At 71.1% G+C, this 19239-nt stretch carries 20 protein-coding genes; 13 read left to right on the plus strand and 7 right to left on the minus strand.

Annotated elements, in window-relative coordinates; translation table 11 throughout:
• Both VGK78_RS18270 and VGK78_RS18275 read left to right on the plus strand, forming a co-directional pair.
• Entirely contained in the window at positions 1-906 is a 906-nt protein-coding gene (locus VGK78_RS18270) for an ABC transporter permease (RefSeq protein WP_331529156.1), read from the plus strand.
• Positions 907-908: 2 nt separating this feature from the next.
• Entirely contained in the window at positions 909-1724 is an 816-nt protein-coding gene (locus VGK78_RS18275; RefSeq protein WP_331529157.1) for an ABC transporter permease, read from the plus strand.
• Between the two features lie 190 nt (positions 1725-1914).
• Here the strand turns inward: VGK78_RS18275 and VGK78_RS18280 are convergent, their stop codons facing one another.
• From VGK78_RS18280 to gabT, 3 genes are all read right to left on the minus strand, one after another.
• On the minus strand, positions 1915-2961 hold the full coding sequence (locus tag VGK78_RS18280) for an LLM class flavin-dependent oxidoreductase (protein ID WP_331529158.1): 1047 nt from the start codon (positions 2959-2961) through the stop codon (positions 1915-1917).
• A 58-nt stretch (positions 2962-3019) separates the two neighbouring features.
• Positions 3020-3535, minus strand: a complete 516-nt coding sequence (locus VGK78_RS18285) for a hypothetical protein (RefSeq protein WP_331529159.1) — start codon at positions 3533-3535, stop codon at positions 3020-3022.
• A gap of 160 nt (positions 3536-3695) precedes the next feature.
• Positions 3696-5042, minus strand: a complete 1347-nt coding sequence (gene gabT, locus VGK78_RS18290; RefSeq protein ID WP_331529160.1) for a 4-aminobutyrate--2-oxoglutarate transaminase — start codon at positions 5040-5042, stop codon at positions 3696-3698.
• A gap of 125 nt (positions 5043-5167) precedes the next feature.
• Here gabT and VGK78_RS18295 point away from each other — a divergent pair, with 125 nt between their 5' ends.
• On the plus strand, positions 5168-5848 hold the full coding sequence (locus tag VGK78_RS18295) for a VOC family protein (RefSeq protein ID WP_331529161.1): 681 nt from the start codon (positions 5168-5170) through the stop codon (positions 5846-5848).
• Between the two features lie 19 nt (positions 5849-5867).
• Here the strand turns inward: VGK78_RS18295 and ddaH are convergent, their stop codons facing one another.
• Positions 5868-6641 (minus strand): dimethylargininase, encoded by a 774-nt coding sequence (gene ddaH, locus VGK78_RS18300; protein WP_331529162.1) that lies wholly within the window; start codon positions 6639-6641, stop codon positions 5868-5870.
• A 44-nt stretch (positions 6642-6685) separates the two neighbouring features.
• Between ddaH and dxr the strand changes: the two genes are divergently transcribed.
• The 7 genes from dxr (at position 6686) to VGK78_RS18335 (ending at position 14811) form a co-directional block, all read left to right on the plus strand.
• The gene (gene dxr, locus VGK78_RS18305) at positions 6686-7798 is read left to right on the plus strand and encodes a 1-deoxy-D-xylulose-5-phosphate reductoisomerase (protein ID WP_331529163.1); all 1113 of its coding nucleotides are present in this window, start codon (positions 6686-6688) and stop codon (positions 7796-7798) included.
• Positions 7795-9141 carry a site-2 protease family protein gene (locus VGK78_RS18310; protein ID WP_331529164.1) on the plus strand — a complete coding sequence of 449 codons (1347 nt, stop codon included), beginning with the start codon at positions 7795-7797 and terminating at the stop codon, positions 9139-9141. The genes dxr and VGK78_RS18310 overlap by 4 nt, the downstream gene beginning before the upstream one ends.
• Before the next feature lie 46 nt (positions 9142-9187).
• Positions 9188-10339 carry a flavodoxin-dependent (E)-4-hydroxy-3-methylbut-2-enyl-diphosphate synthase gene (gene ispG, locus VGK78_RS18315; protein WP_331529165.1) on the plus strand — a complete coding sequence of 384 codons (1152 nt, stop codon included), beginning with the start codon at positions 9188-9190 and terminating at the stop codon, positions 10337-10339.
• Positions 10340-11497 carry an alkaline phosphatase family protein gene (locus VGK78_RS18320; RefSeq protein ID WP_331529166.1) on the plus strand — a complete coding sequence of 386 codons (1158 nt, stop codon included), beginning with the start codon at positions 10340-10342 and terminating at the stop codon, positions 11495-11497. It begins immediately after the preceding gene.
• A gap of 51 nt (positions 11498-11548) precedes the next feature.
• Positions 11549-12406, plus strand: coding sequence for a DUF4081 domain-containing protein (locus VGK78_RS18325; protein WP_331529167.1), 858 nt, complete (start codon positions 11549-11551; stop codon positions 12404-12406).
• A gap of 76 nt (positions 12407-12482) precedes the next feature.
• Positions 12483-13016: a phosphatase PAP2 family protein gene (locus tag VGK78_RS18330; protein ID WP_331529168.1), complete on the plus strand. Its 534-nt coding sequence runs from the start codon at positions 12483-12485 to the stop codon at positions 13014-13016.
• A gap of 10 nt (positions 13017-13026) precedes the next feature.
• Entirely contained in the window at positions 13027-14811 is a 1785-nt protein-coding gene (locus VGK78_RS18335; RefSeq protein WP_331529169.1) for a proline--tRNA ligase, read from the plus strand.
• Between the two features lie 201 nt (positions 14812-15012).
• Here the strand turns inward: VGK78_RS18335 and VGK78_RS18340 are convergent, their stop codons facing one another.
• Complete coding sequence (locus tag VGK78_RS18340; RefSeq protein WP_331529170.1) at positions 15013-15792, minus strand: phosphotransferase family protein; 780 nt, start codon at positions 15790-15792, stop codon at positions 15013-15015.
• A 25-nt stretch (positions 15793-15817) separates the two neighbouring features.
• Here VGK78_RS18340 and VGK78_RS18345 point away from each other — a divergent pair, with 25 nt between their 5' ends.
• Positions 15818-16516 carry an HAD family hydrolase gene (locus VGK78_RS18345; protein ID WP_331529171.1) on the plus strand — a complete coding sequence of 233 codons (699 nt, stop codon included), beginning with the start codon at positions 15818-15820 and terminating at the stop codon, positions 16514-16516.
• Between the two features lie 237 nt (positions 16517-16753).
• On the opposite strand, the gene VGK78_RS18350 is transcribed toward VGK78_RS18345, so the two are convergent.
• Positions 16754-17185 (minus strand): DUF4439 domain-containing protein, encoded by a 432-nt coding sequence (locus VGK78_RS18350; RefSeq protein ID WP_331529172.1) that lies wholly within the window; start codon positions 17183-17185, stop codon positions 16754-16756.
• Positions 17182-17742 carry a hypothetical protein gene (locus tag VGK78_RS18355; protein ID WP_331529173.1) on the minus strand — a complete coding sequence of 187 codons (561 nt, stop codon included), beginning with the start codon at positions 17740-17742 and terminating at the stop codon, positions 17182-17184. Before VGK78_RS18355 ends, VGK78_RS18350 begins: the two co-directional genes overlap by 4 nt.
• Positions 17743-17761: 19 nt before the next feature.
• On the opposite strand from VGK78_RS18355, the gene rimP reads away from it, so the two are divergent.
• On the plus strand, positions 17762-18232 hold the full coding sequence (rimP, locus tag VGK78_RS18360; protein WP_331529174.1) for a ribosome maturation factor RimP: 471 nt from the start codon (positions 17762-17764) through the stop codon (positions 18230-18232).
• 3 nt (positions 18233-18235) lie between these two features.
• A complete protein-coding gene (gene nusA, locus VGK78_RS18365; RefSeq protein WP_331529175.1) occupies positions 18236-19213 on the plus strand; it encodes a transcription termination factor NusA in 978 nt (325 codons plus the stop codon).
• Positions 19214-19239: the final 26 nt, after the last annotated feature.

Genomic DNA, 19239 nt, shown 5'->3' on the forward strand with positions numbered 1-19239 from the left:
GTGGCCACCACCACGACGACGCGGCCGACCCCCGCCCGGGCGACGAAGCCCCGGCGGGGGTCGGTGCTGGGCCGCTCCGCCGGCCTGCGCACGGGACTGCTGCTGCTCCCGCCGATGTTGTGGCTCGGGGTTGCCTACCTCGCCGCCCTCGCGGCGCTGTTCGTCACGTCTCTGTGGTCGCAGAACGACTTCACCGGGGACATCGAGAGGATCTGGTCGCTCGACAACTACCGGCAGCTCTGGGGGATCCCGGTCTACCGCACGATCGCGTTCCGCACGATCGGGATCGCGGCGCTGGTGACGGTCATCGATGCCGTGCTGGCGTTCCCGATCGCCCTCTACATGGCGAAGGTCGCCTCGCCCCGGATGCAGCGACTCCTGGTGATCGCCGTGCTGATGCCCCTGTGGGCGTCGTACCTGGTGAAGGCCTATGCGTGGCGCGGGATGTTCTCGCAGGGCGGCCTGATCGACTGGCTCGGCACGCCGCTCGGCATCCACTCGCCCGGGTACGGCCTGGCCGCCACGACGGTCACCCTGGCTTATCTCTGGCTGCCCTACATGATCCTGCCGATCTACGCGGGGCTGGAGCGCGTGCCCGACTCGCTCTTCGAGGCGTCGGGCGACCTCGGGGCCGGGTCGTGGACGACCCTGCGACGGGTGGTGCTGCCGATGGCCTTCCCGGCCGTGGTCGCCGGCTCGATCTTCACGTTCTCGCTGTCGCTGGGCGACTACATCGCGGTCACCATCGTGGGCGGGGCCGGGCAGCTGATCGGCACCGTGGTCTACGCGAACGTCGGGTCGGCCAACAACCTGCCCTTCGCCGCGGCGTTCGCGACCGTGCCCGTGGTCGTGATGCTGGTCTACCTCGCCGCCGTACGCCGCACCGGTGCCCTGGAGAGCCTCTAGCCATGGTCATCGACGGACGGCTCAAAGCCGTGCTGCGGGTGCTGACCTGCGTCGTGCTGCTGGTGGTCTACGTGCCGCTGGCCCTGGTGATCCTCAACTCCTTCAACGTCGACCGCACGTTCACGTGGCCCCCACCGGGGCTCACCCTCCATTGGTGGGACGTTGCGGCCCACAGCTCGGGGGCCCGCGACGCGCTGCTGGTCAGCATCGAGGTGGCACTGCTCGCCACCGCCGTGGCGCTGACCCTGGGCACGATGGCCGGTCTCGCGCTGCGACGTACCCGCTTCTTCGGCCGCAACGTCGTGTCGTTGCTGATCGTCCTGCCGATCGCGTTGCCCGGCATCGTCACCGGCATCGCGCTCAACAACGCGTTCCGCACGATGCTCGGGCTGGAGCTGGGCTTCTTCACCATCGTGGTCGCGCACGCGACCTTCTGCATCGTGACCGTCTTCAACAACGTGCAGGCGCGGCTGCAACGCCTCGGACCCTCCCTGGAGCAGGCGTCGGCCGACCTGGGCGCCGGCCCGTTCACGACGTTCCGGCTGGTGACGTTCCCGATGATGCGGTCCGCGCTGCTGGCCGGCGCGTTGCTGTCCTTCGGGCTCTCCTTCGACGAGATCGTGGTGACGACGTTCACCGCCGGACCTCAGGAGCAGACGCTGCCGATCTGGATCTTCCAGAACCTGTTCCGCCCCAACCAGGCGCCGGTCGTCAACGTGGTCGCGGCGGTGCTGGTCCTGGTCTCGGCGGTCCCGATCTACCTCGCCCAACGGCTCTCCGGAGATGTGGCGTCGGGTGCGGCCGGCGCCGCACACTGACTGTCCCGGCCGCCGGGGGCCGTAGCTGCTTGTAACGCCCTGTTATCAGCGCAGAGGCGCCGCTGCGCGGGCGCCTCTGCGCTGATAACGGAGCGTTACAAGCGAGCCATCCGCACGCGGCAATAACCACGCGGCAATAACGGAGCGTTACAAACTGCGGTACCCGACCTCCGGCGAGATCCGGACCGGCTCAGAGCGCCCCGGCGAGCAGGCGCAGCGTCTCTTCGCGATACGGCGAGCGGTCGGCGGGCGTCTCGGCGTACGCCCCGGCGATCGGGTGCAGCATCACCTCGTCGACGTCGTACCTCGTGGCGAGGTCGGTGACCTGCTTCGCGGCCTCCTCGGGGGTGCCCACGACCCAGCGGGCGTTCATCTGCTCGGCAAGAGCCCGGTGCTCGTCGGGCACCCCGCGGGCCTCGGCCTCGTCGATCGTGGGCTGGGCGGACAGCGGCTGGCCGGTGCGCAGGGCGACCATGGTCAGCAGGTTGGGCAGGGCACGCCGCCTGGCCTCGTCCTGGGTCTCCGCGACGACGGCGTTGACGGTGAGAAAGGTGCGCGGCTCGGGATAGCGCTCCGACGGCTGGTAGCCGGAGCGGTAGAGCTCGAGCGCCTCCGCGGTGCCGCGACCGGAGAAGTGATGCGCGAAGACGTAGGGGAGCCCTCGCTCGGCGGCCAGGCGAGCGGAGAAGTCCGAGGATCCCAGCAGCCACAGCTCGGCGGAGGACGCAGCACGGGGCGTGGCGCGTAGCGCCTGCACCCTGCCGGCCACCTGCATCGCGACGCCGTCGGGGGACATCATCGCGACGACGTCCTCGACGTACCGCGGGAACTGGCCGACGGCGTCGTCGGTGACGCCGCCGGCACCGTGCCGGAGCGCGAAGCTGGTCAGCGGATCGGTGCCGGGCGCGCGGCCGATGCCGAGGTCGATCCGGCCGGGGTACGCCGCCTCCAGCAGCGCGAACTGCTCCGCGACGACCAGTGGGGCGTGGTTGGGGAGCATCACGCCGCCGGAACCCACGCGGATCCGCTCCGTCGCCGCGGCGACCATCGCGACCAGGACAGGAGGGTTGGTCGCGGCCACGGCCGGCATGTTGTGGTGCTCGGCCAGCCAGTAACGGCGGTACCCCAGATCGTCGGCCACCCGCGCCAGCGACCGGGTCGCGGCGAGCGCCTGGCCGGTGGTCTGGGCGGTGCGCACGGGAACGAGGTCGAGCACGGACAGCGCGGGAGACGTCACCCGGGCGCAACGTCTCCTGACGCGCTGGACATTCCGAGCCCTGGGCCTGGATGCCGGCTCAGGCGGCGGGACCCTTCTTCCGGACCTCGGCGACCTGGCCCATGGCCTCGCGGAGCTCGGTGAGCCAGTCGTCCTCGTGCTGCGCCACCAGGCGCACGCACCAGGCCAGTGCGTCCGCACGGGAGCGGGCGACGCCGGCGTCGACCAGGGTGTCGAGCACCTGCCGCTGCGGCTGCCGCAGGCGAGTCATGGTCGGCGCGGCGAGATGGGTGAACAACTGCTGGTGGTCGCCGATGCGGACACCCCAGCTGACCGTCCGCTCGTACCGACGCTGGGCCTCGCGGGCGATCGCCATCCGCTGCTCGCGGGTGTCCTCGCGGAAGGCGCTCGCACGTCCCGCGCGAGCCTCCGTGGTCTCGGCGTCGCTGCCACCGGCCTCGACGTCGGGCAGGGTGAGGGTGACCACGATCTCGTCGCGGTCGACGCTGATGTCGGCGGGAGAGGCCTGCCAGTCCTCCGGGAGCCGGCCGGAGAACCAGCCACGCACCCGCTCCAGCGCTTCGTCTGTAATCATGATTACATCATTACACGGCGTTCAAGGGGGCGGTCCGCGACGGTTCATCACGTCGGGTAGACGAATGGTCTCTGGGCCAGATGAGTTCCGCCGGCCAAGTGCCGGTTCGACCACCCAGCGTGATGAACCGTCCAGAGTCGGTCACACGACCTGCGCCAGGTCAGGCGGTGGCGGCGAAGGCCTCGGCCACCACGTCGAAGGCGTCCTCGAGCAGGTCGTCGCTGATCGACAGCGGCGGGAGGAAGCGGAACACGTTGCCCCAGGTGCCGCAGGTCAGGACGACGACACCGTGGGCATGGCAGTACGCCGCGACCGCGGCGGCGCGCGCGGCGTCCGGGTCGAGGGTGCCCGGCCGGGCCAGCTCGATCGCCATCATCGCGCCGCGGCCGCGGATGTCACCGATCACCGGGTGGTCGGCGGCGATCGCCTCGAGGCGGCGCCGGATCAGTGCCTCGACGGCTCGGGCGCGGGCGGGCAGGTCGTGGGTCCGCATCGCCTCGATGGCTCCGAGCGCGGCGGCGCAGGCGACCGGGTTGCCGCCGTACGTCCCGCCCAGCCCGCCGGCGTGCACGGCGTCCATCACCTCGGCGCGACCGGTGACGGCGGCGAGCGGCAGGCCGCCGGCGATGCCCTTGGCGGTGGTGATCAGGTCGGGCACGACGCCCTCGTGGTCGCAGGCGAACCAGTCGCCCGTGCGGCAGAAGCCGGACTGGATCTCGTCGGCGACGAACAGCACTCCGTTCTCGCGACACCAGGTCGAGAGCGTCGGCAGGAACCCGTCGGCCGGTACGACGAAGCCGCCCTCGCCGAGGATCGGCTCGATCACCAGGCAGGCCAGGTTCTGGGCGCCGACCTGCTTCTCGAGCTGGTCGATCGCGCGCAGCGCCGCGTCCTCGCCCTTGACACCGGCCGTCTCGCGGAACGGATAGGACATCGGCGCACGGTAGACCTCGCCGGCGAACGGACCGAAGCCGTTCTTGTACGGCATGTTCTTGGCGGTCATGGCCATCGTCAGGTTCGTGCGCCCGTGGTAGGCGTGGTCGAACACCGCGACCGCGTCCTTTCCGGTCGCGACGCGGGCGATCTTGACGGCGTTCTCGACCGCCTCGGCGCCGGAGTTGAACAGCGCGGACTTCGTGGCGTGGTCGCCGGGAGTCAGCTCCGCGAGCGCGGCCGCCACGTCCACATAGCCGTCGTACGGCGTGACCATGAAGCAGGTGTGCGTGAACGCCGCGACCTGTTCCTGCACCCGTGCGACCACCTCGGCCGCCGCGTTGCCGACCGTGGTGACGGCGATGCCGGAGCCGAGGTCGATCAGGGTGTTGCCGTCGGCGTCGCGGAGTACGCCGCCACCGGCCGCCTCGACGAACACCGGCAGCGTGTTCGCGACTCCGTCCGCAACGAACTGCCGCTTCCGGGCGAGCTTCTCGACAGAGCGCGGACCTGGGATCTCGGTGACGAGGTTGCGCTGCTGAACGAGGGGCGCTCCGGCGACCGTGGTGCTCATGCGCGCAGCCTACGGTGCCGCCGAGTGCGGATTCCACGGCCCTCGACGGGATGGACCACGGATTCCGTGGTCGGGACGGGGAACGGTGGTGAGCGGCACCGGTCCGCTCTGGCACACTCCGCAGCATGTCCCTTGCCCGATACCTCGGTCTCTGCATCGACGTCTCCGACGCCCGGGCGTCGGGCGATTACTGGTCGACGATGCTCGGCTGGCGCCTGGAGATGGACGACGACGGGGACGGCCGCCTCCGCGACGACGCGGACCGGACGCAGGTCTGGCTGAACGTCGTACCGGAGCCGCGGTCGGTGAAGAACCGCGTGCACATCGACGTGAACGCCGAGTCGGTGCAGCGCGCGCTCGACGCCGGGGCGCAGGTGTTCCAGGCGCTCCCGCGATGGACCGTGATGCTCGATCCGGACGGTCAGGAGCACTGCGTCTTCCCCCGCGAAGAGCCGATCGAGAAGCGCGCCTACGAGCTGGGCTGGGACTGCGCCGAGGGTACGCAGAGCCACGACCTCGCGGCCTGGTGGTGTGAGGTGGTGGGAGGTGTTGTGGGGGACAACGAGGAGGAGGGGTTCTCCTGGGTGCAGGACATCCCCGAGTGTGTGTGGGACTCCTTCGACTTCAGCGGCGTCCCCGAGCCGAAGACGGCCAAGAACCGCATCCACATCGACGTCTCCACCGACGACCTCGACGCGCTCCTCGGCCACGGCGCGACCGTCCTCCGCGCGAAGGGTGACGGTGGGATCGGCTGGACGGTGCTGGCGGACCCGGCCGGCAACGAGTTCTGCGCCTTCACCGACTGAGCCCCAGTGCCGAGCGGGCTCAGGGCGTGTGCCGGAGCCGCACCGACAGGCAGGTGACGCAGCCCTCGAGCTTGATGAACTCGCCGATGTCCACCACGGCGACGTCGAGGCCGCGCTCCTCGAACAGCTTCCGGCTGTCGGGGGCGTCGGCGCTCATCAGGACGGTGTCCTCGCCGAGCAGTACGACGTGCGAGCCGGACTCCTCGGGAACACCCAGGAACGACGGCCAGACGTCCGGGTCGTCGACCAGCGGCTCGTAGCCGATCACGGTCCCGTCCGGCAGCGCCGTGACCGCCGACTTCAGGTGCAACACCTTGCTGAGCGGCACCGGCACGACGCGCGCGCCGAACGGCTCGAGGTACGCCGTCAGCTGCTCGACGCCGGCCCGGTTGGTCCGGCCGCCGAGCCCGACCCACACCGTGCCTTCGTGCTTGAGCACGTCGCCGCCGTCGAGCGTGCCCGGCGCCTCGATCGCGACGACGTCGTACCCCAGCGCGCCCAGCAGTTCGGCGACCGCTGCCGTCTCCGGCTTCCGCTCGTCGGCGCCCGGCCGGGTGATGACGGCGCGGTCGCCGTACATGACCACGGTGTCCTCGACGAAGACCCCGTCGGGGCAGTCGTCCACCGGTGGCACCTCGATCGTCTCCCACCCGGCGGAGTGGAGCGCGTCGACGTACGCCGACCACTGCCGCAGGGCCAGATCGGCGTTCACGGGTTGCCGCTCGACGTGGGTCACCAGCCCCTCGGCGAGGCGGGGTGACGGACGACGTACGAGGGCGCGGCGCTCGAGCATGCCGAGCAGTCTCGCGGAATCCGCCGTCGGTGGACAATGTCGTCATGACCTCCGCTGAGACCCGGCGCCGTGACGTCGTCGTGCTCGGCTCCACCGGCTCGATCGGCACCCAGTCCCTCGACATCGTGCGGGCGAACCCCGACCGGTTCCGGGTGGTCGGGCTGACGGCGGGCGGGAGTCAGCCGGAACTCTTCGAGGCGCAGGTCGCGGAGTTCGCGCCGGCGTACAGCGGGCTCGGCGCGGACGCGTCGGCGGAGGCCGCGTCCCAGCAGTGCGACCTCGTCCTCAACGGGATCACTGGCGCGGTGGGCCTGAGCGCGACGCTCGCCGCGCTGGACGCCGGCAACACCTTGGCCCTGGCCAACAAGGAGTCACTGATCATGGGCGGCCCCCTCGTGCTCGAGCGGGCCAAGCCCGGCCAGATCGTGCCGGTCGACTCCGAGCACTCGGCGCTGGCGCAGTGCCTGCGCGGCGGCACGGCCGAGGAGGTACGCCGGCTCGTGCTCACCGCGTCGGGCGGCCCGTTCCGGGGGCGCACACGCGACGAGCTGCTCGACGTCACCGTCGCGCAGGCCTTGGCCCATCCGACGTGGGACATGGGGCCGGTCGTCACGATCAACTCCGCCAACCTGGTGAACAAGGGGCTCGAGGTGATCGAGGCCCACCTGCTGTTCGGCATCCCCTACGAGCGGATCGAGGTGGTCGTCCACCCGACGAGCGTCGTGCACTCGATGGTCGAGTTCGTCGACGGCTCGACACTGGCGCAGGCCGGCCCGCCGACCATGCTGATCCCGATCGCGCTCGGCCTGGCCTGGCCCGACCGGGTCCCCGACACCGCCCCGCCGGTGGACTGGACGCAGGTCAACACCTGGGAGTTCTTCCCCTTGGACGACGAGGCCTTCCCCGCCGTCGGGCTCGCCCGCGAGGCGGGCGCCACCGGAGGCACCGCGCCCGCGGTCTACAACGCTGCGAACGAGGTCGCCGTCGAGGCGTTCCGACACGGGCGGCTGGGATTCGTGGAGATCATCGACACGGTTGCCCACGTGCTCGGGTCGCACGACGTACCCTCGGAGACAGCACTGACCCTCGACGACGTCCTGGCGGCTGATGCCTGGGCCCGCGACGAGGCCTCCCGCCTGATCGAAGGACGCAGATGACCGCCCTGCTGTACGTCCTCGGAGTCGTGGCCTTCGTGGTCGCGATCCTGGTCTCGATCGGGCTGCACGAGATGGGTCACATGATCCCGGCCAAGGCGTTCGGCGGGAAGGTGACGCAGTACTTCATCGGCTTCGGCCCCACCGTGTGGAGCCGGACGAAGGGCGAGACCGAGTACGGCGTCAAGGCGATCCCGGTCGGTGGCTACGTGAAGATCGTCGGGATGCTCCCGCCCGACAAGGAGCACGAGGGCAAGGTCGAGTACGACGCCGACGGCAACCGTGTCGTCACCGTGCGCAGGTCGAACACCGGACTCTTCACCCAGCTGATCTCCGACGCTCGTGCGGCCGAGTGGGAGACCATCACCGCCGCCGACGAGCACCGGCTCTTCTACCGGATGGCGTGGTGGAAGAAGGTCGTGGTGATGGCCGGCGGCCCGACGGTGAACCTGTTGATCGCGTTCGTGATCTTCGGCGGCCTGTTCGCGACGTACGGCAACCCGGCCGACGAGACGCTGCACCCGACCGTGAGCAAGGTCGAGGGGTGCGTGGTCCCTGCCGCCGAGGACGGCCGGGTGTGCCGTCCCGGCGACCCGGTGAGCCCCGCCAAGCGGGCCGGGCTCCAGGCGGGCGACCGGTTCGTGTCCTTCAACGGCACACCGATCCACGACTGGACCGACGTGCAGGACCTGATCCGCGGCAACCGGAACGGCGCCGCCACGATCGTCGTCGAGCGCGACGGCCGGCAGCTCACCCTGCACACGAACACCATGGTCACCCCGCGACCGACCGACGAGCAGCACCCGAGCCAGCTGACGCCGGTCGGCTTCCTCGGCGTCTCGCCGACCGTCACCTACACCACCGGCGGCCCGATCTACACGGTTCGGCAGATGGGCTGGCTCGCGAAGGAGTCCGGCCAGGCCCTGGCCACGCTGCCGGTGAAGGTCTGGGGCGTCGCCGAGGCGATCGCCGGCGTGAAGCCGCGTGCCGCGGACAGCCCGGTCAGCGTCGTCGGCGGCGGCCGGATCGCCGGCGAGACGGCCTCGGCGCAGGACTTCCCGCTCAAGGAGAAGCTGGTCAGCCTGCTCGGTCTGGTCGCAGGGTTCAACTTCTTCATCGGGCTGTTCAACTTCGTCCCGCTCCTGCCCCTGGACGGCGGCCACATCGCGGGCGCGTTGTGGGAGGCGTCCCGCCGGGCGCTCGCCCGGCTGCGGCGCCGGCCCGACCCCGGGTACGTCGACGTCGCCAAGCTCCTTCCTGTCGCGTACGTCGTCGCCAGCTTCCTCCTGGTCATGGGCGTGGTGCTGATCGTGGGCGACCTCGTGGTCCCGGTGCAGGTCTCGTGACCTCGCCGAGTCGGGAGATCGTGCGTCCAGCGCCTAACCTGGTGATATGACCGCCGTCAGTCTGGGGATGCCCGAGGCGCCCCCGCCCGTGCTCGCCCCGCGTCGCCAGACCCGCCAGATCAAGGTCGGCAAGGTCGGGGTGGGCAGCGACTACCCGATCTCGGTGCAGTCGATGGCCACGACCCTGACTGCGGACGTCAACACCACGCTCCAGCAGATCGCCGAGCTGACCGCGTCCGGCTGCGACATCGTGCGCGTCGCCTGCCCGAGCCAGGACGACGCCGACGCGCTTCCGGAGATCGCCCAGCACTCCCAGATCCCGGTCATCGCCGACATCCACTTCCAGCCGAAGTACGTCTTCGCCGCGATCGAGGCCGGGTGTGCCGCCGTCCGGGTGAACCCGGGGAACATCCGCAAGTTCGACGACCAGGTCAAGGAGATCGCCCAGGCGGCCAAGGACCACGGCACCTCGATCCGGATCGGCGTCAACGCCGGCAGCCTCGACAAGCGGCTGCTGGAGAAGTACGGCAAGGCGACCCCCGAGGCGCTCGTCGAGAGCGCCGTCTGGGAGGCGAGCCTCTTCGAGGAGCACGACTTCCACGACTTCAAGATCTCGGTCAAGCACCACGACCCCGTGGTCATGGTCCGCGCGTACGAGCTGCTCGCCGAGAAAGGCGACTGGCCGCTGCACCTCGGCGTGACCGAGGCCGGACCGGCGTTCCAGGGCACGATCAAGTCGGCGACGGCGTTCGGCTCGCTGCTCAGCCGCGGCATCGGCGACACGATCCGGGTCTCGCTCTCGGCGCCGCCGGTCGAGGAGGTCAAGGTCGGCATCCAGATCCTGGAGTCGCTCAACCTCCGGCCGCGCCGGCTCGAGATCGTGTCCTGCCCGTCGTGCGGGCGGGCCCAGGTCGACGTCTACAAGCTCGCCGACTCCGTCACCGCCGGGCTCGAGGGGCTCGAGGTCCCGCTGCGTGTCGCGGTGATGGGGTGCGTCGTCAACGGCCCCGGCGAGGCCCGCGAGGCCGATCTCGGCGTCGCCTCCGGCAACGGGAAGGGCCAGATCTTCGTCAAGGGCGAGGTGATCAAGACCGTGCCGGAGTCGCAGATCGTGGAGACGCTGATCGAGGAGGCGATGCGGATCGCCGAGGGGATGGAGCCGGTGGACGGCGCCGAGGCGTCGGTCACGGTCGGCTGAGTGTCCTCCTCGGTCGGTGGGCGCCGCCGCGCCACCTTTCTCGGGATCGCCGGTACGACGCTGGTCGCACTCGCCGTCGTGCTGACACTCACCCACCCGGGGACGTCCTCACCCTCGTCGGACGTGGCGGCCCGGACCACGGCGGCGCGGCAGACGTCGCCGGCGATCGGGCACGTGTTCGTGGTCAACATCGAGAACAAGGGCTTCCGCACGACCTGGGGCCCGGACTCGGCTGCGCCGTACCTCGCCCGGACGCTGCGCGCCAAGGGCGTGCTGCTCACGCAGTACTACGGCACGGCGCACCACAGTCTGGGCAACTACCTCGCTCAGATCTCCGGGCAGGGGCCGGACTACGCGACCCAGCACGACTGCCCGGTGTACTCGCGCTTCACGGAGACGCAGCCGGTGCGATCGCCGGGACAGGTGGTCGGCAACGGCTGCGTCTACCCGAGGAAGGTCGGCACCCTGCCCGGCCAGCTGGTGGCCGCCGGACTCAGCTGGCGGGGCTACATGCAGGACATGGCCGAGCCGTGTCAGCACTCCCGGCTCGGATCCCAGGAGCGCTGGGTGAAGGCCACCCCGCGTGAGCAGTACGCGACGCGGCACAACCCGTTCGTGTACTTCCGGTCGATCACGTCGCGTCCGTCGTACTGCCGGGCGCACGTGAAGCCGCTGTCGGCGCTCGGCACCGACCTCCGCAGGCGGTCCACCACCCGCACGCTGAGCTACATCACCCCCGACCTGTGCCACGACGCCCACGACGCCCGGTGCGCTGACGGCGGTCCGGGCGGGCTGCGCGCCGCCAACCGCTGGTTCCGGACATGGATCCCGAAGATCCTCCAGTCACCGGCGTACCGGGCGAACGGGATGCTGGTCATCACGGCCGACGAGTCCGAGGGCGTCCGCGAGGACTCGCGGGCCTGCTGCGGCGAGGGACCCGGCCCGAACGCCGCCCAGCCCGGGATCGACGGCCACGGCGGCGGGCGGATCGGAGCCCTGGTCATCTCGCCGTACGTCGCGCCCGGCACCACGAGCACGCGCGCGTACAACCACTACTCGCTGCTCGGCTCCATCGAGGACCTGTTCGGACTGCGCCGTCTCGGCTACGCCCGGACCGTCACGCACGTCTTCGGCGTCGACGTCTACAACGACGGATGATGGCTCTTCCGAGCCTCCACCGGAGAGCGCAACCCGCGTAGGCTCCATGACGTGACCCTGTCCAGGTTCCGCGCGCGCCAGGGAGTGAGCGTGCTCGGGCCCGCAGACCTGCCGGACTTCCTCGAGCTCACCGGCCGGAGCCCGGTCGTGAACGCGTTCGCGGAGTACCGCGCGCGCAGCACCAGCCTCGAGCCGCGGCTTCTCGCCGGCGAGATCTGGGGACGGTACGACGGCGGCCGGCTGGTGGCGGGCTGCCACGTCGGGGCCAACCTGGTGCCGGTGGAGTGCACGGCCGACGACGCGCGGGCGTTCGCGGAGCGCGCCCTGACCCGGCCACGGTCGGTGGTGACGGTCGTCGGTCCGCAGGAGCAGGTCTGGCCGCTCTGGGACTGCCTGTCCGAGGCGTGGGGACCCGCACGCGAGACGCGTTGGGACCAGCCGCACATGGAGCTGGCCGAGCCGCCCCTGATCGCGCCGGACCCCGGCGTACGACGGACCACGCCGGACGACTTCGCGGTGCTCTACCCGGCCTGCGTCGCGATGTACACCGAGGAGGTCGGCGTCGACCCCCAGGCCGAGGGGGGAGCGCCGATCTACCGGTCGCGCGTCCGGCAGCTGATCGGGCTGGGCTGGTCGTTCGCGCGGATCGAGGACGGGCGGGTCGTGTTCAAGGCCGAGGTCGCCCACGCGACGCCGCACGCCGCGCAGATCCAGGGCGTGTGGGTCGCTCCCGACCGGCGGGGAGAAGGACTGGCCGCCGCCGGCGTCGCCGCGGTGGTCGAGGCGTGCCGGCGCGACATCGCCCCGGTGGTGTCGCTGTACGCCAACATCTGGAACGAGCCCGCCCGCCGTGCCTACGACCGCGTCGGGTTCCGGCAGTCCGGGACGTTCGCCACCGTCATGTTCTGAGGCCTCGTCGGCCGACTCCTGGCGTTTCAGTGCGCCGTTCAGATTCCGGTCAGGTTCGACCACCACAATGGGCGGCGTGCACACCGCTGTCAGCTCGTTCGCCCAGGTTGGCCTCTATGTGGTGGCGGCCCTGTCACTCGTGGTCTGGCTGACCATGTCGCGTCCGGAGAAGGTCGCTCTCGCAGTGCAGGTGGTGATCGGGCTGGTCGCCGTCGCGGTCCTGGTCAAGCTGGCCGGCGCCATCCACGACGACCCGCGACCGTTCGTCGTCGACCCGTCGCTGCACCCGTGGTTCTCCCACCCGGCCGACAACGGCTTCCCCTCGGACCACACCGCGGTCGGCTGCGTGACTGCCTTCCTCGTGCTGTTTCACCGCCGGCTCGCCGGCCTCGGAGTCCTGGCACTCGCCATCCTGGTCGGGGTGGCACGGGTGATCGCGCACGTCCACCACGTCGAGGACATCGTGGCCGGCATCCTGATCGGACTGGTCGCCGCCGCCTGCGGCGTCGTGTGCTGGCTCGCCGTACGCCGGACGACCTGGGCCGAGCGCGCCGCCGGCACCAGAGGGGCGAGGGAAACCGCATCGCCGGGCCGGACCGGCCGACCGTAGGCTTGCGCGCATGAGCACCGTCCTCCGCATGTCCAGCCTCTTCGTGCGCACCCTGCGCGACGACCCGGCGGACGCGGAGGTCCCGAGCCACAAGCTGCTGGTGCGCGCCGGCTACATCCGGCGGAACGCACCCGGCATCTACACCTGGCTGCCGCTCGGGCTGCGGGTGCTGCGCAGGATCGAGGCCATCGTCCGCGAGGAGATGGACGCGGTCGGCGCACAGGAGCTGCTCTTCCCCGCACTGCTTCCCCGCGACCCCTACGAGGCGAGCGGGCGGTGGACCGAGTACGGGCAGAGCATCTTCCGGCTCAAGGACCGCAAGGGCGCCGACTACCTCCTCGGCCCGACGCACGAGGAGATGTTCACGTTGATCGTGAAGGACCTCTACTCGTCGTACAAGGACCTGCCGCTGGCGATCTACCAGATCCAGACCAAGTACCGCGACGAGGCCCGTCCCCGGGCCGGGGTGCTGCGGGGGCGCGAGTTCACGATGAAGGACGCCTACACGTTCGACATCGACGACGCCGGTCTGGACGCGTCGTACCGGCGGTTCCGGGACGCCTACATCAGGATCTTCGACCGGCTCGGCTTCGACTACGTCATCGTCCGAGCTCACGCCGGAGCGATGGGCGGCTCGAAGTCCGAGGAGTTCCTGGCCAAGGCCGAGGTCGGCGAGGACACCTACGTCCGGTGCTCGCAATGCGACTACGCCGCGAACGTCGAGGCCGTCCACATCGCCGCACCCCCTCCGCGGTCGTACGACGACGCGCCCGCCGCGCACGCCGAGGACACGCCTGACACGCCGACGATCGAGTCCCTGGTGACCTTGCTCAACCAGCGTTTCCCCCGCGACGACCGGCCCTGGGTCGCCTCGGACTCGCTGAAGAGCGTGCTCATGGTGCTCACGCACCCCGACGGCACCACCGAGGACCTCGCCATCGGCGTCCCCGGCGACCGCGAGGTGGACCAGAAGCGGCTCGAGGCCTCGGTGTACCCCGCCGAGTTCCGTCCCTTCGGAGACGAGGACTTCGCCCGTCACCCCGAGCTGGTCAAGGGCTACATGGGCCCTGGCGTGCTCGGTGAGACGAACGCTTCCAAGATCCGCTTCCTGGTCGACCCTCGGATCGTGCAGGGCACCCGCTGGGTGGCCGGCGCCGACGTGCACAACAGCCACGTCCTCGATCTGGTGGCGGGTCGCGACTTCACGGCCGACGGTGAGATCGAGGCGGCGGACGTGCGCGCGGGCGACCCGTGCCCGGTCTGCGTGGTGGAAGGTCGTGACGGGGTCCTGGAGGCGGCCCGAGGCATCGAGATGGGCCACATCTTCCAGCTCGGGAGGAAGTTCGCCGACGCACTCGGACTCCAGGTGCTCGACGAGAACGGCAAGCTGGTGACGGTGACGATGGGCTCCTACGGCATCGGGCCGTCCCGCGCGGTGGCTGCGATCGCCGAGAACACTCTGGACGAGCTCGGGCTCTGCTGGCCGCGCAACGTCGCGCCGGCCGATGTCCACCTGGTGGCGACCGGCAAGGACGAGGCGGCCTTCGCGGCCGCCGACCGGATCGCCACCGAGCTCGCCGGCTCCGGCGTCACCGTGCTCTACGACGACCGCGAGAAGGTCAGCCCCGGCGTGAAGTTCAAGGACGCGGAGATCATCGGCGTCCCCACGATCGTCGTCGTCGGCCGCAACCTGGCCGAGGGCACGATCGAGGTCCGCGACCGGCGTACCGGCGACCGCGAGGACGTCCCGGTCGACGAGGTCGTCAACCACCTGGTCCGCCTCGCCCGTTCCTGACCCCAATCGCTGACCCGGCTCTTGCCTACGCCTGAGGGCGCTCACCCGGCTCTTGCCTACGCCTGAGGACGCTGACCCGGCTCTTGCCTACGCCTGAGGGCGCTCACCCGGCGCGTGTGCGCAGTCGGCAGAAGCCGGGTCGGCGCTTCAGGACGTCGGGACGAGCCGGGTCGGCACTTCTGGGCGTGGGGACGAGCCGGGTCAGCGCTGGAGGCGGGCGACGGTGCCGGCGAGGCCGCTCTCGACGAAGGCGGGACCGCCCTCACCCAGGCCGTAGAGAACCTCGTGCCAGGGACCGAGGAGGTGCCAGTCGCGGCCCCGGGCAAGGGTCTGCTCGTCCGGCTCGTACGCCGCGGCCAGGGCGTCGGCGAAGGCCGGGGAGGCGCCGAGCATCGTCCAGGCGAGGTCCAGGGCCGGGTCGCCGACGCAGCTGTCGCCCCAGTCGATGACCCCGCCGACGCGGTCGCCGACGACCCGGATGTGCTCGGGCCCGAGGTCCCCGTGCACGACACCGCTCCGTGCAGGTTGCACTCCCATCCGCGACAGGAGGTCGCGCCCGGTCGTGGCGACCTCGTCGGGCAGCAGCGGGAGCACGTCGCGCTCCATCCGCGCCAGGGTCTCCTGCAGCTCGGCGTGCCAGGATCCGGCGTCCCGCGCGCCGTGACGCACCGCCTGGTCCGGGTCGACCGCGTGCAGCGCCTTCAGGAACCTGCCCATCGCCGTTCCGTGCGCCGCGGACGTGCCCGGGCACGGACCGCCGGGCAGGTAGCCGTACCGGACGGTCAGCGGGTGCTGCGACACCACCTCCGGGAGGGGGACGGGGAGCGGGAGCTGCGGCGCCAACCAGGGGAGGAGCTCCGCCTCGCGGCGCAGCTGGGCCTCTCGGTCCGGGAAGCGCGGGCTCCGGTGAACCCATCGGCTGTCCACCAGGGTCACCAGGTTGTCCCACCCGCCGTCGAAGTCGTCCCCGGGGCCGGTCACGCGACCACACCCTAGTGTCGTCCCCGTGGACCTCGACGCGGTGATCTTCGACTGGGGCGGCACGCTGACCCGCTGGCACGACATCGACTTCCACGCGGAGTCGTTGGCGCTGGCGGCAGCCGTGACCACGGCGGGTCACGATCCCGAGCGGTCGCGGGCGGCGCTGCACGAGGCGGGCACCGTCGTCTGGGGCCGGTCACGCGACCACCAGCAGAGCGCCACGATCGCCGACCTGTTCGAGGCGGCGGGACTGGACCACGACCCGGCGCTGCTGACGGCGTACCGGGAGTTCTGGGAGCCGCACACCCGCACCGACCCGGAGGTGCGACCGCTCTTCGAACGTCTGCGGGCGGACGGGCTGCGGGTGGGCGTGCTCTCCAACACCATCTGGCCGCGCGAGTGGCACGTCGGGTTCTTCGAGCGCGACGGCGTGTACGACCTGATCGACGGCGACGTCTACACCAGCGAGATCCCGTGGACCAAGCCGTCGCCCCTCGCGTTCCGGGCGGCCATGGACGCCGTGGGCGTCGCCGACCCTGCTCGCTGCGTCTACGTCGGAGATCGGCTCTTCGACGACGTCTGGGGCGCCCAGCAGGCAGGCATGCGGGCGGTCCACGTGCCCCTCAGCTCCATCCCGTCGGCACAGGCGGGGCACACGGACGGTACGCCGGACGGAGTCGTCCGAGCGCTGTCCGAACTCCCCGACGTCCTGGCGGCTCTTTGAACTTCATGTTTTGGCATTGCATAAACATGAGGGACGAACCGATCCCCGCGCCCGGCGCGCGCGTTGCATGATTGTGCACAACGGGTCATGGATCATCCCCCCTCGATTCTGACCCGGGCCGATTTCCCCCCAAATTGGCCAGGCGCCCGGTGCTTCGGGGAATGTCTCGGGAATTCCTCGGGGCACCAGGCGTCCCGCCCCTGGCCCGTCCGGGCCAGGGGCCTTCTTCTGTTCCGGTCAGGTGTCGAGGCCGGGCAGCGCCTCCGGCCGGCCGCCGAAGGCGGCCTCCCCGACGGCAGTGGCGACCAGGGCTTCCACGGCCCAGCGGCGATCCGCCCCCGCGGTCGCCGCCACCAGCGCGGCGTACGTCGTGGCGCAGCCCCGCTCCACCCGGAGCGCCTCCGCCTTGATCTGTGCGGCCGTGGTGAGCCGGCTGGGCAGCCGGTACGCCGGCTCCGCGGCCACCGGGACGGCGCCGGCGGACCGCACCAGCACACGCAGCCGGTCGCGGCGCTGCAGGTGCACGTCGTACGCCGTGGTGAGGGAGGAGCGGAGGGGCTCGGAGGAGAGCGTCGACGCGCGACCACCCAGCGCGCCGAGCACGAAGATCGAGGCGTGCTCCGCGGCCAGCGTGCGCTGGAGCGCCTCGAGCGGGGAGGGCGTGCTCACGACGCCTCCCGCAGCCCCGACTGCATCCGGATGCCCGCCGCCACCGAGGCGAGCACGCGCGCCAGGTCGCCGTTCCGGCAGGTGATCGCCCAATGCGTGAACCGCTCGGCCGCTCGTCGTTCCCGCGTCACCACCTGCGCCGGCCTCAGCGGGCGGCCCGTCCGGGTGGGCGACGGGGCTCGGCCCTGCAGGGCCGCCAGCTGGGCCCGATGGCAGGCGACGAGCGACGCAGTGCCGCCGGTCGCGGACAGCCGCACCAGCAGCGTGGACAGCTCCGCCCGAGCCGCCTCGACGATGCGTTGGTCCGCGTCGGGCGACGGGCTCGCGACCGGCTGCGAGTCCGACCCGGGACCGAGGTCGCAGCCGCCGAGGAGGCCGGCGCCGAGAGCGCCTGCGGCACCGCCGGCCCGCAGCACGAGGCGACGTGACACACCGGAGCCCGACACGCTCGCGACCCTATCTCCGGGCCGCTCGGCGACCGGCTTCCGCGCACGCTCCCACCCGTCGTACGGCGGGATGGCGAGCGGTCCCGCACCCGCTATCGTGAGCAGCGACAACAGCACAGGAGGTCGCGTCGTGAGCCCGTTCAGTCCGGACAGCTCCCGGATCACCGATGCGCTCCGCGATCCGCTGTCCGAGCTCGGCCTGGACCTCGAAGCCGTGGAGGTCACCCCCGCGGGCAAGCGTCCTCTGCTGCGGGTCGCCGTGGACAAGGACGGCGGCGTGACGCTCGACGACATCGCCGTGGCGACCGGCGCGGTGTCCGAGACGCTGGACGACGACGACCTGATGGGCGAGCAGGCCTACACCCTCGAGGTCACGTCCCGGGGCGTCGACCGGCCGCTCACCGAGCCGCGTCACTGGCGGCGCAACCACGACCGGCTGGTCCGCGCCAACCTCCGTGACGGCAGCCAGCTCACCGGCCGCGTGGGTGAGAGCGACGACACCGGCGTGACCCTCGACGTCTCGGGCGCGCACCGGCGTCTGGAGTACGACGCCATCGCCAAGGCCCTGGTCCAGATCGAGTTCAACCGGAAGGACCCCTAGGCCATGGACATCGACCTGACGATCCTGCGCACGCTCGAGCGGGAGAAGGAGATCTCCTTCGAGGTCCTCGTCGAAGCCATCGAGCAGGCGCTTCTCACGGCCTACCACAAGACCCCCGGCGCGGTGGAGGACGCCCGGGTCGAGCTCGACCGCAAGAGCGGGCACGTCACCGTGTACGCCGCGGAGCTCGACGACGACGGCAACCGGATCGGTGAGTACGACGACACCCCCGAGGGCTTCGGCCGGATCGCCGCCACGACCGCGAAGCAGATCATGCTGCAGCGGCTCCGCGACGCCGAGGACGACATCCGGTACGGCGAGTTCTCCGGCAAGGAGGGCGACCTGATCTCCGGGGTCATCCAGCAGGGTCGCAACCCCGACGACGTGATGGTCGACCTCGGCAAGCTCGAGGCGTTGCTGCCGCTCGGCGAGCGGGTGCCGGGGGAGCGCTACCAGCACGGGGAGCGGATCAAGTGTCTGGTCGTCTCGGTCCGCAAGGGCATGCGCGGCCCGCAGATCACGCTCTCGCGCTCTCACCCCAACCTGGTCAAGAAGCTGTTCGCCCTGGAGGTCCCAGAGATCGCCGACGGCACCGTCGAGATCGCGGCGATCGCCCGCGAGGCCGGGCACCGCACCAAGATCGCGGTTCGGTCCTCGGCCTCCGGAGTCAACGCGAAGGGCTCGTGCATCGGTCCGATGGGTCAACGGGTCCGCAACGTGATGTCGGAGCTCCACGGCGAGAAGATCGACATCGTCGACTTCTCCGAGGAGCCGTCCGAGTTCGTCGCCAACGCGCTGTCGCCGGCCCGGGTGACGAGCGTGCAGGTGGTCGACGCCGAGGCGAAGTCGGCCCGGGTGATCGTGCCCGACTTCCAGCTGTCACTGGCGATCGGCAAGGAGGGTCAGAACGCCCGGCTCGCCGCCCGGCTCACCGGTTGGCGGATCGACATCCGCTCGGATGAGGATGAGACGCGCAGCTGATCGCGAGGCACGAGCGGTGAGCGCGG

Origin of the sequence: Nocardioides sp. (assembly GCF_036503465.1) — a bacterium.
Lineage (GTDB): Bacteria > Actinomycetota > Actinomycetes > Propionibacteriales > Nocardioidaceae > Nocardioides.

What these genes read in the sequence shown, in the direction of transcription:
- VGK78_RS18295 (WP_331529161.1), top strand. Translation starts at nt 5,168, where the DNA reads ATGTCCCTTGCCCGATACCTCGGTCTCTGCATCGACGTCTCCGACGCC.
- VGK78_RS18335 (WP_331529169.1), top strand. Translation starts at nt 13,027, where the DNA reads ATGAGCACCGTCCTCCGCATGTCCAGCCTCTTCGTGCGCACCCTGCGC.
- VGK78_RS18310 (WP_331529164.1), top strand. Translation starts at nt 7,795, where the DNA reads ATGACCGCCCTGCTGTACGTCCTCGGAGTCGTGGCCTTCGTGGTCGCG.
- ddaH (WP_331529162.1), bottom strand. Translation starts at nt 6,641, where the DNA reads ATGCTCGAGCGCCGCGCCCTCGTACGTCGTCCGTCACCCCGCCTCGCC.
- nusA (WP_331529175.1), top strand. Translation starts at nt 18,236, where the DNA reads ATGGACATCGACCTGACGATCCTGCGCACGCTCGAGCGGGAGAAGGAG.
- VGK78_RS18285 (WP_331529159.1), bottom strand. Translation starts at nt 3,535, where the DNA reads ATGATTACAGACGAAGCGCTGGAGCGGGTGCGTGGCTGGTTCTCCGGC.
- gabT (WP_331529160.1), bottom strand. Translation starts at nt 5,042, where the DNA reads ATGAGCACCACGGTCGCCGGAGCGCCCCTCGTTCAGCAGCGCAACCTC.
- VGK78_RS18275 (WP_331529157.1), top strand. Translation starts at nt 909, where the DNA reads ATGGTCATCGACGGACGGCTCAAAGCCGTGCTGCGGGTGCTGACCTGC.
- ispG (WP_331529165.1), top strand. Translation starts at nt 9,188, where the DNA reads ATGACCGCCGTCAGTCTGGGGATGCCCGAGGCGCCCCCGCCCGTGCTC.
- dxr (WP_331529163.1), top strand. Translation starts at nt 6,686, where the DNA reads ATGACCTCCGCTGAGACCCGGCGCCGTGACGTCGTCGTGCTCGGCTCC.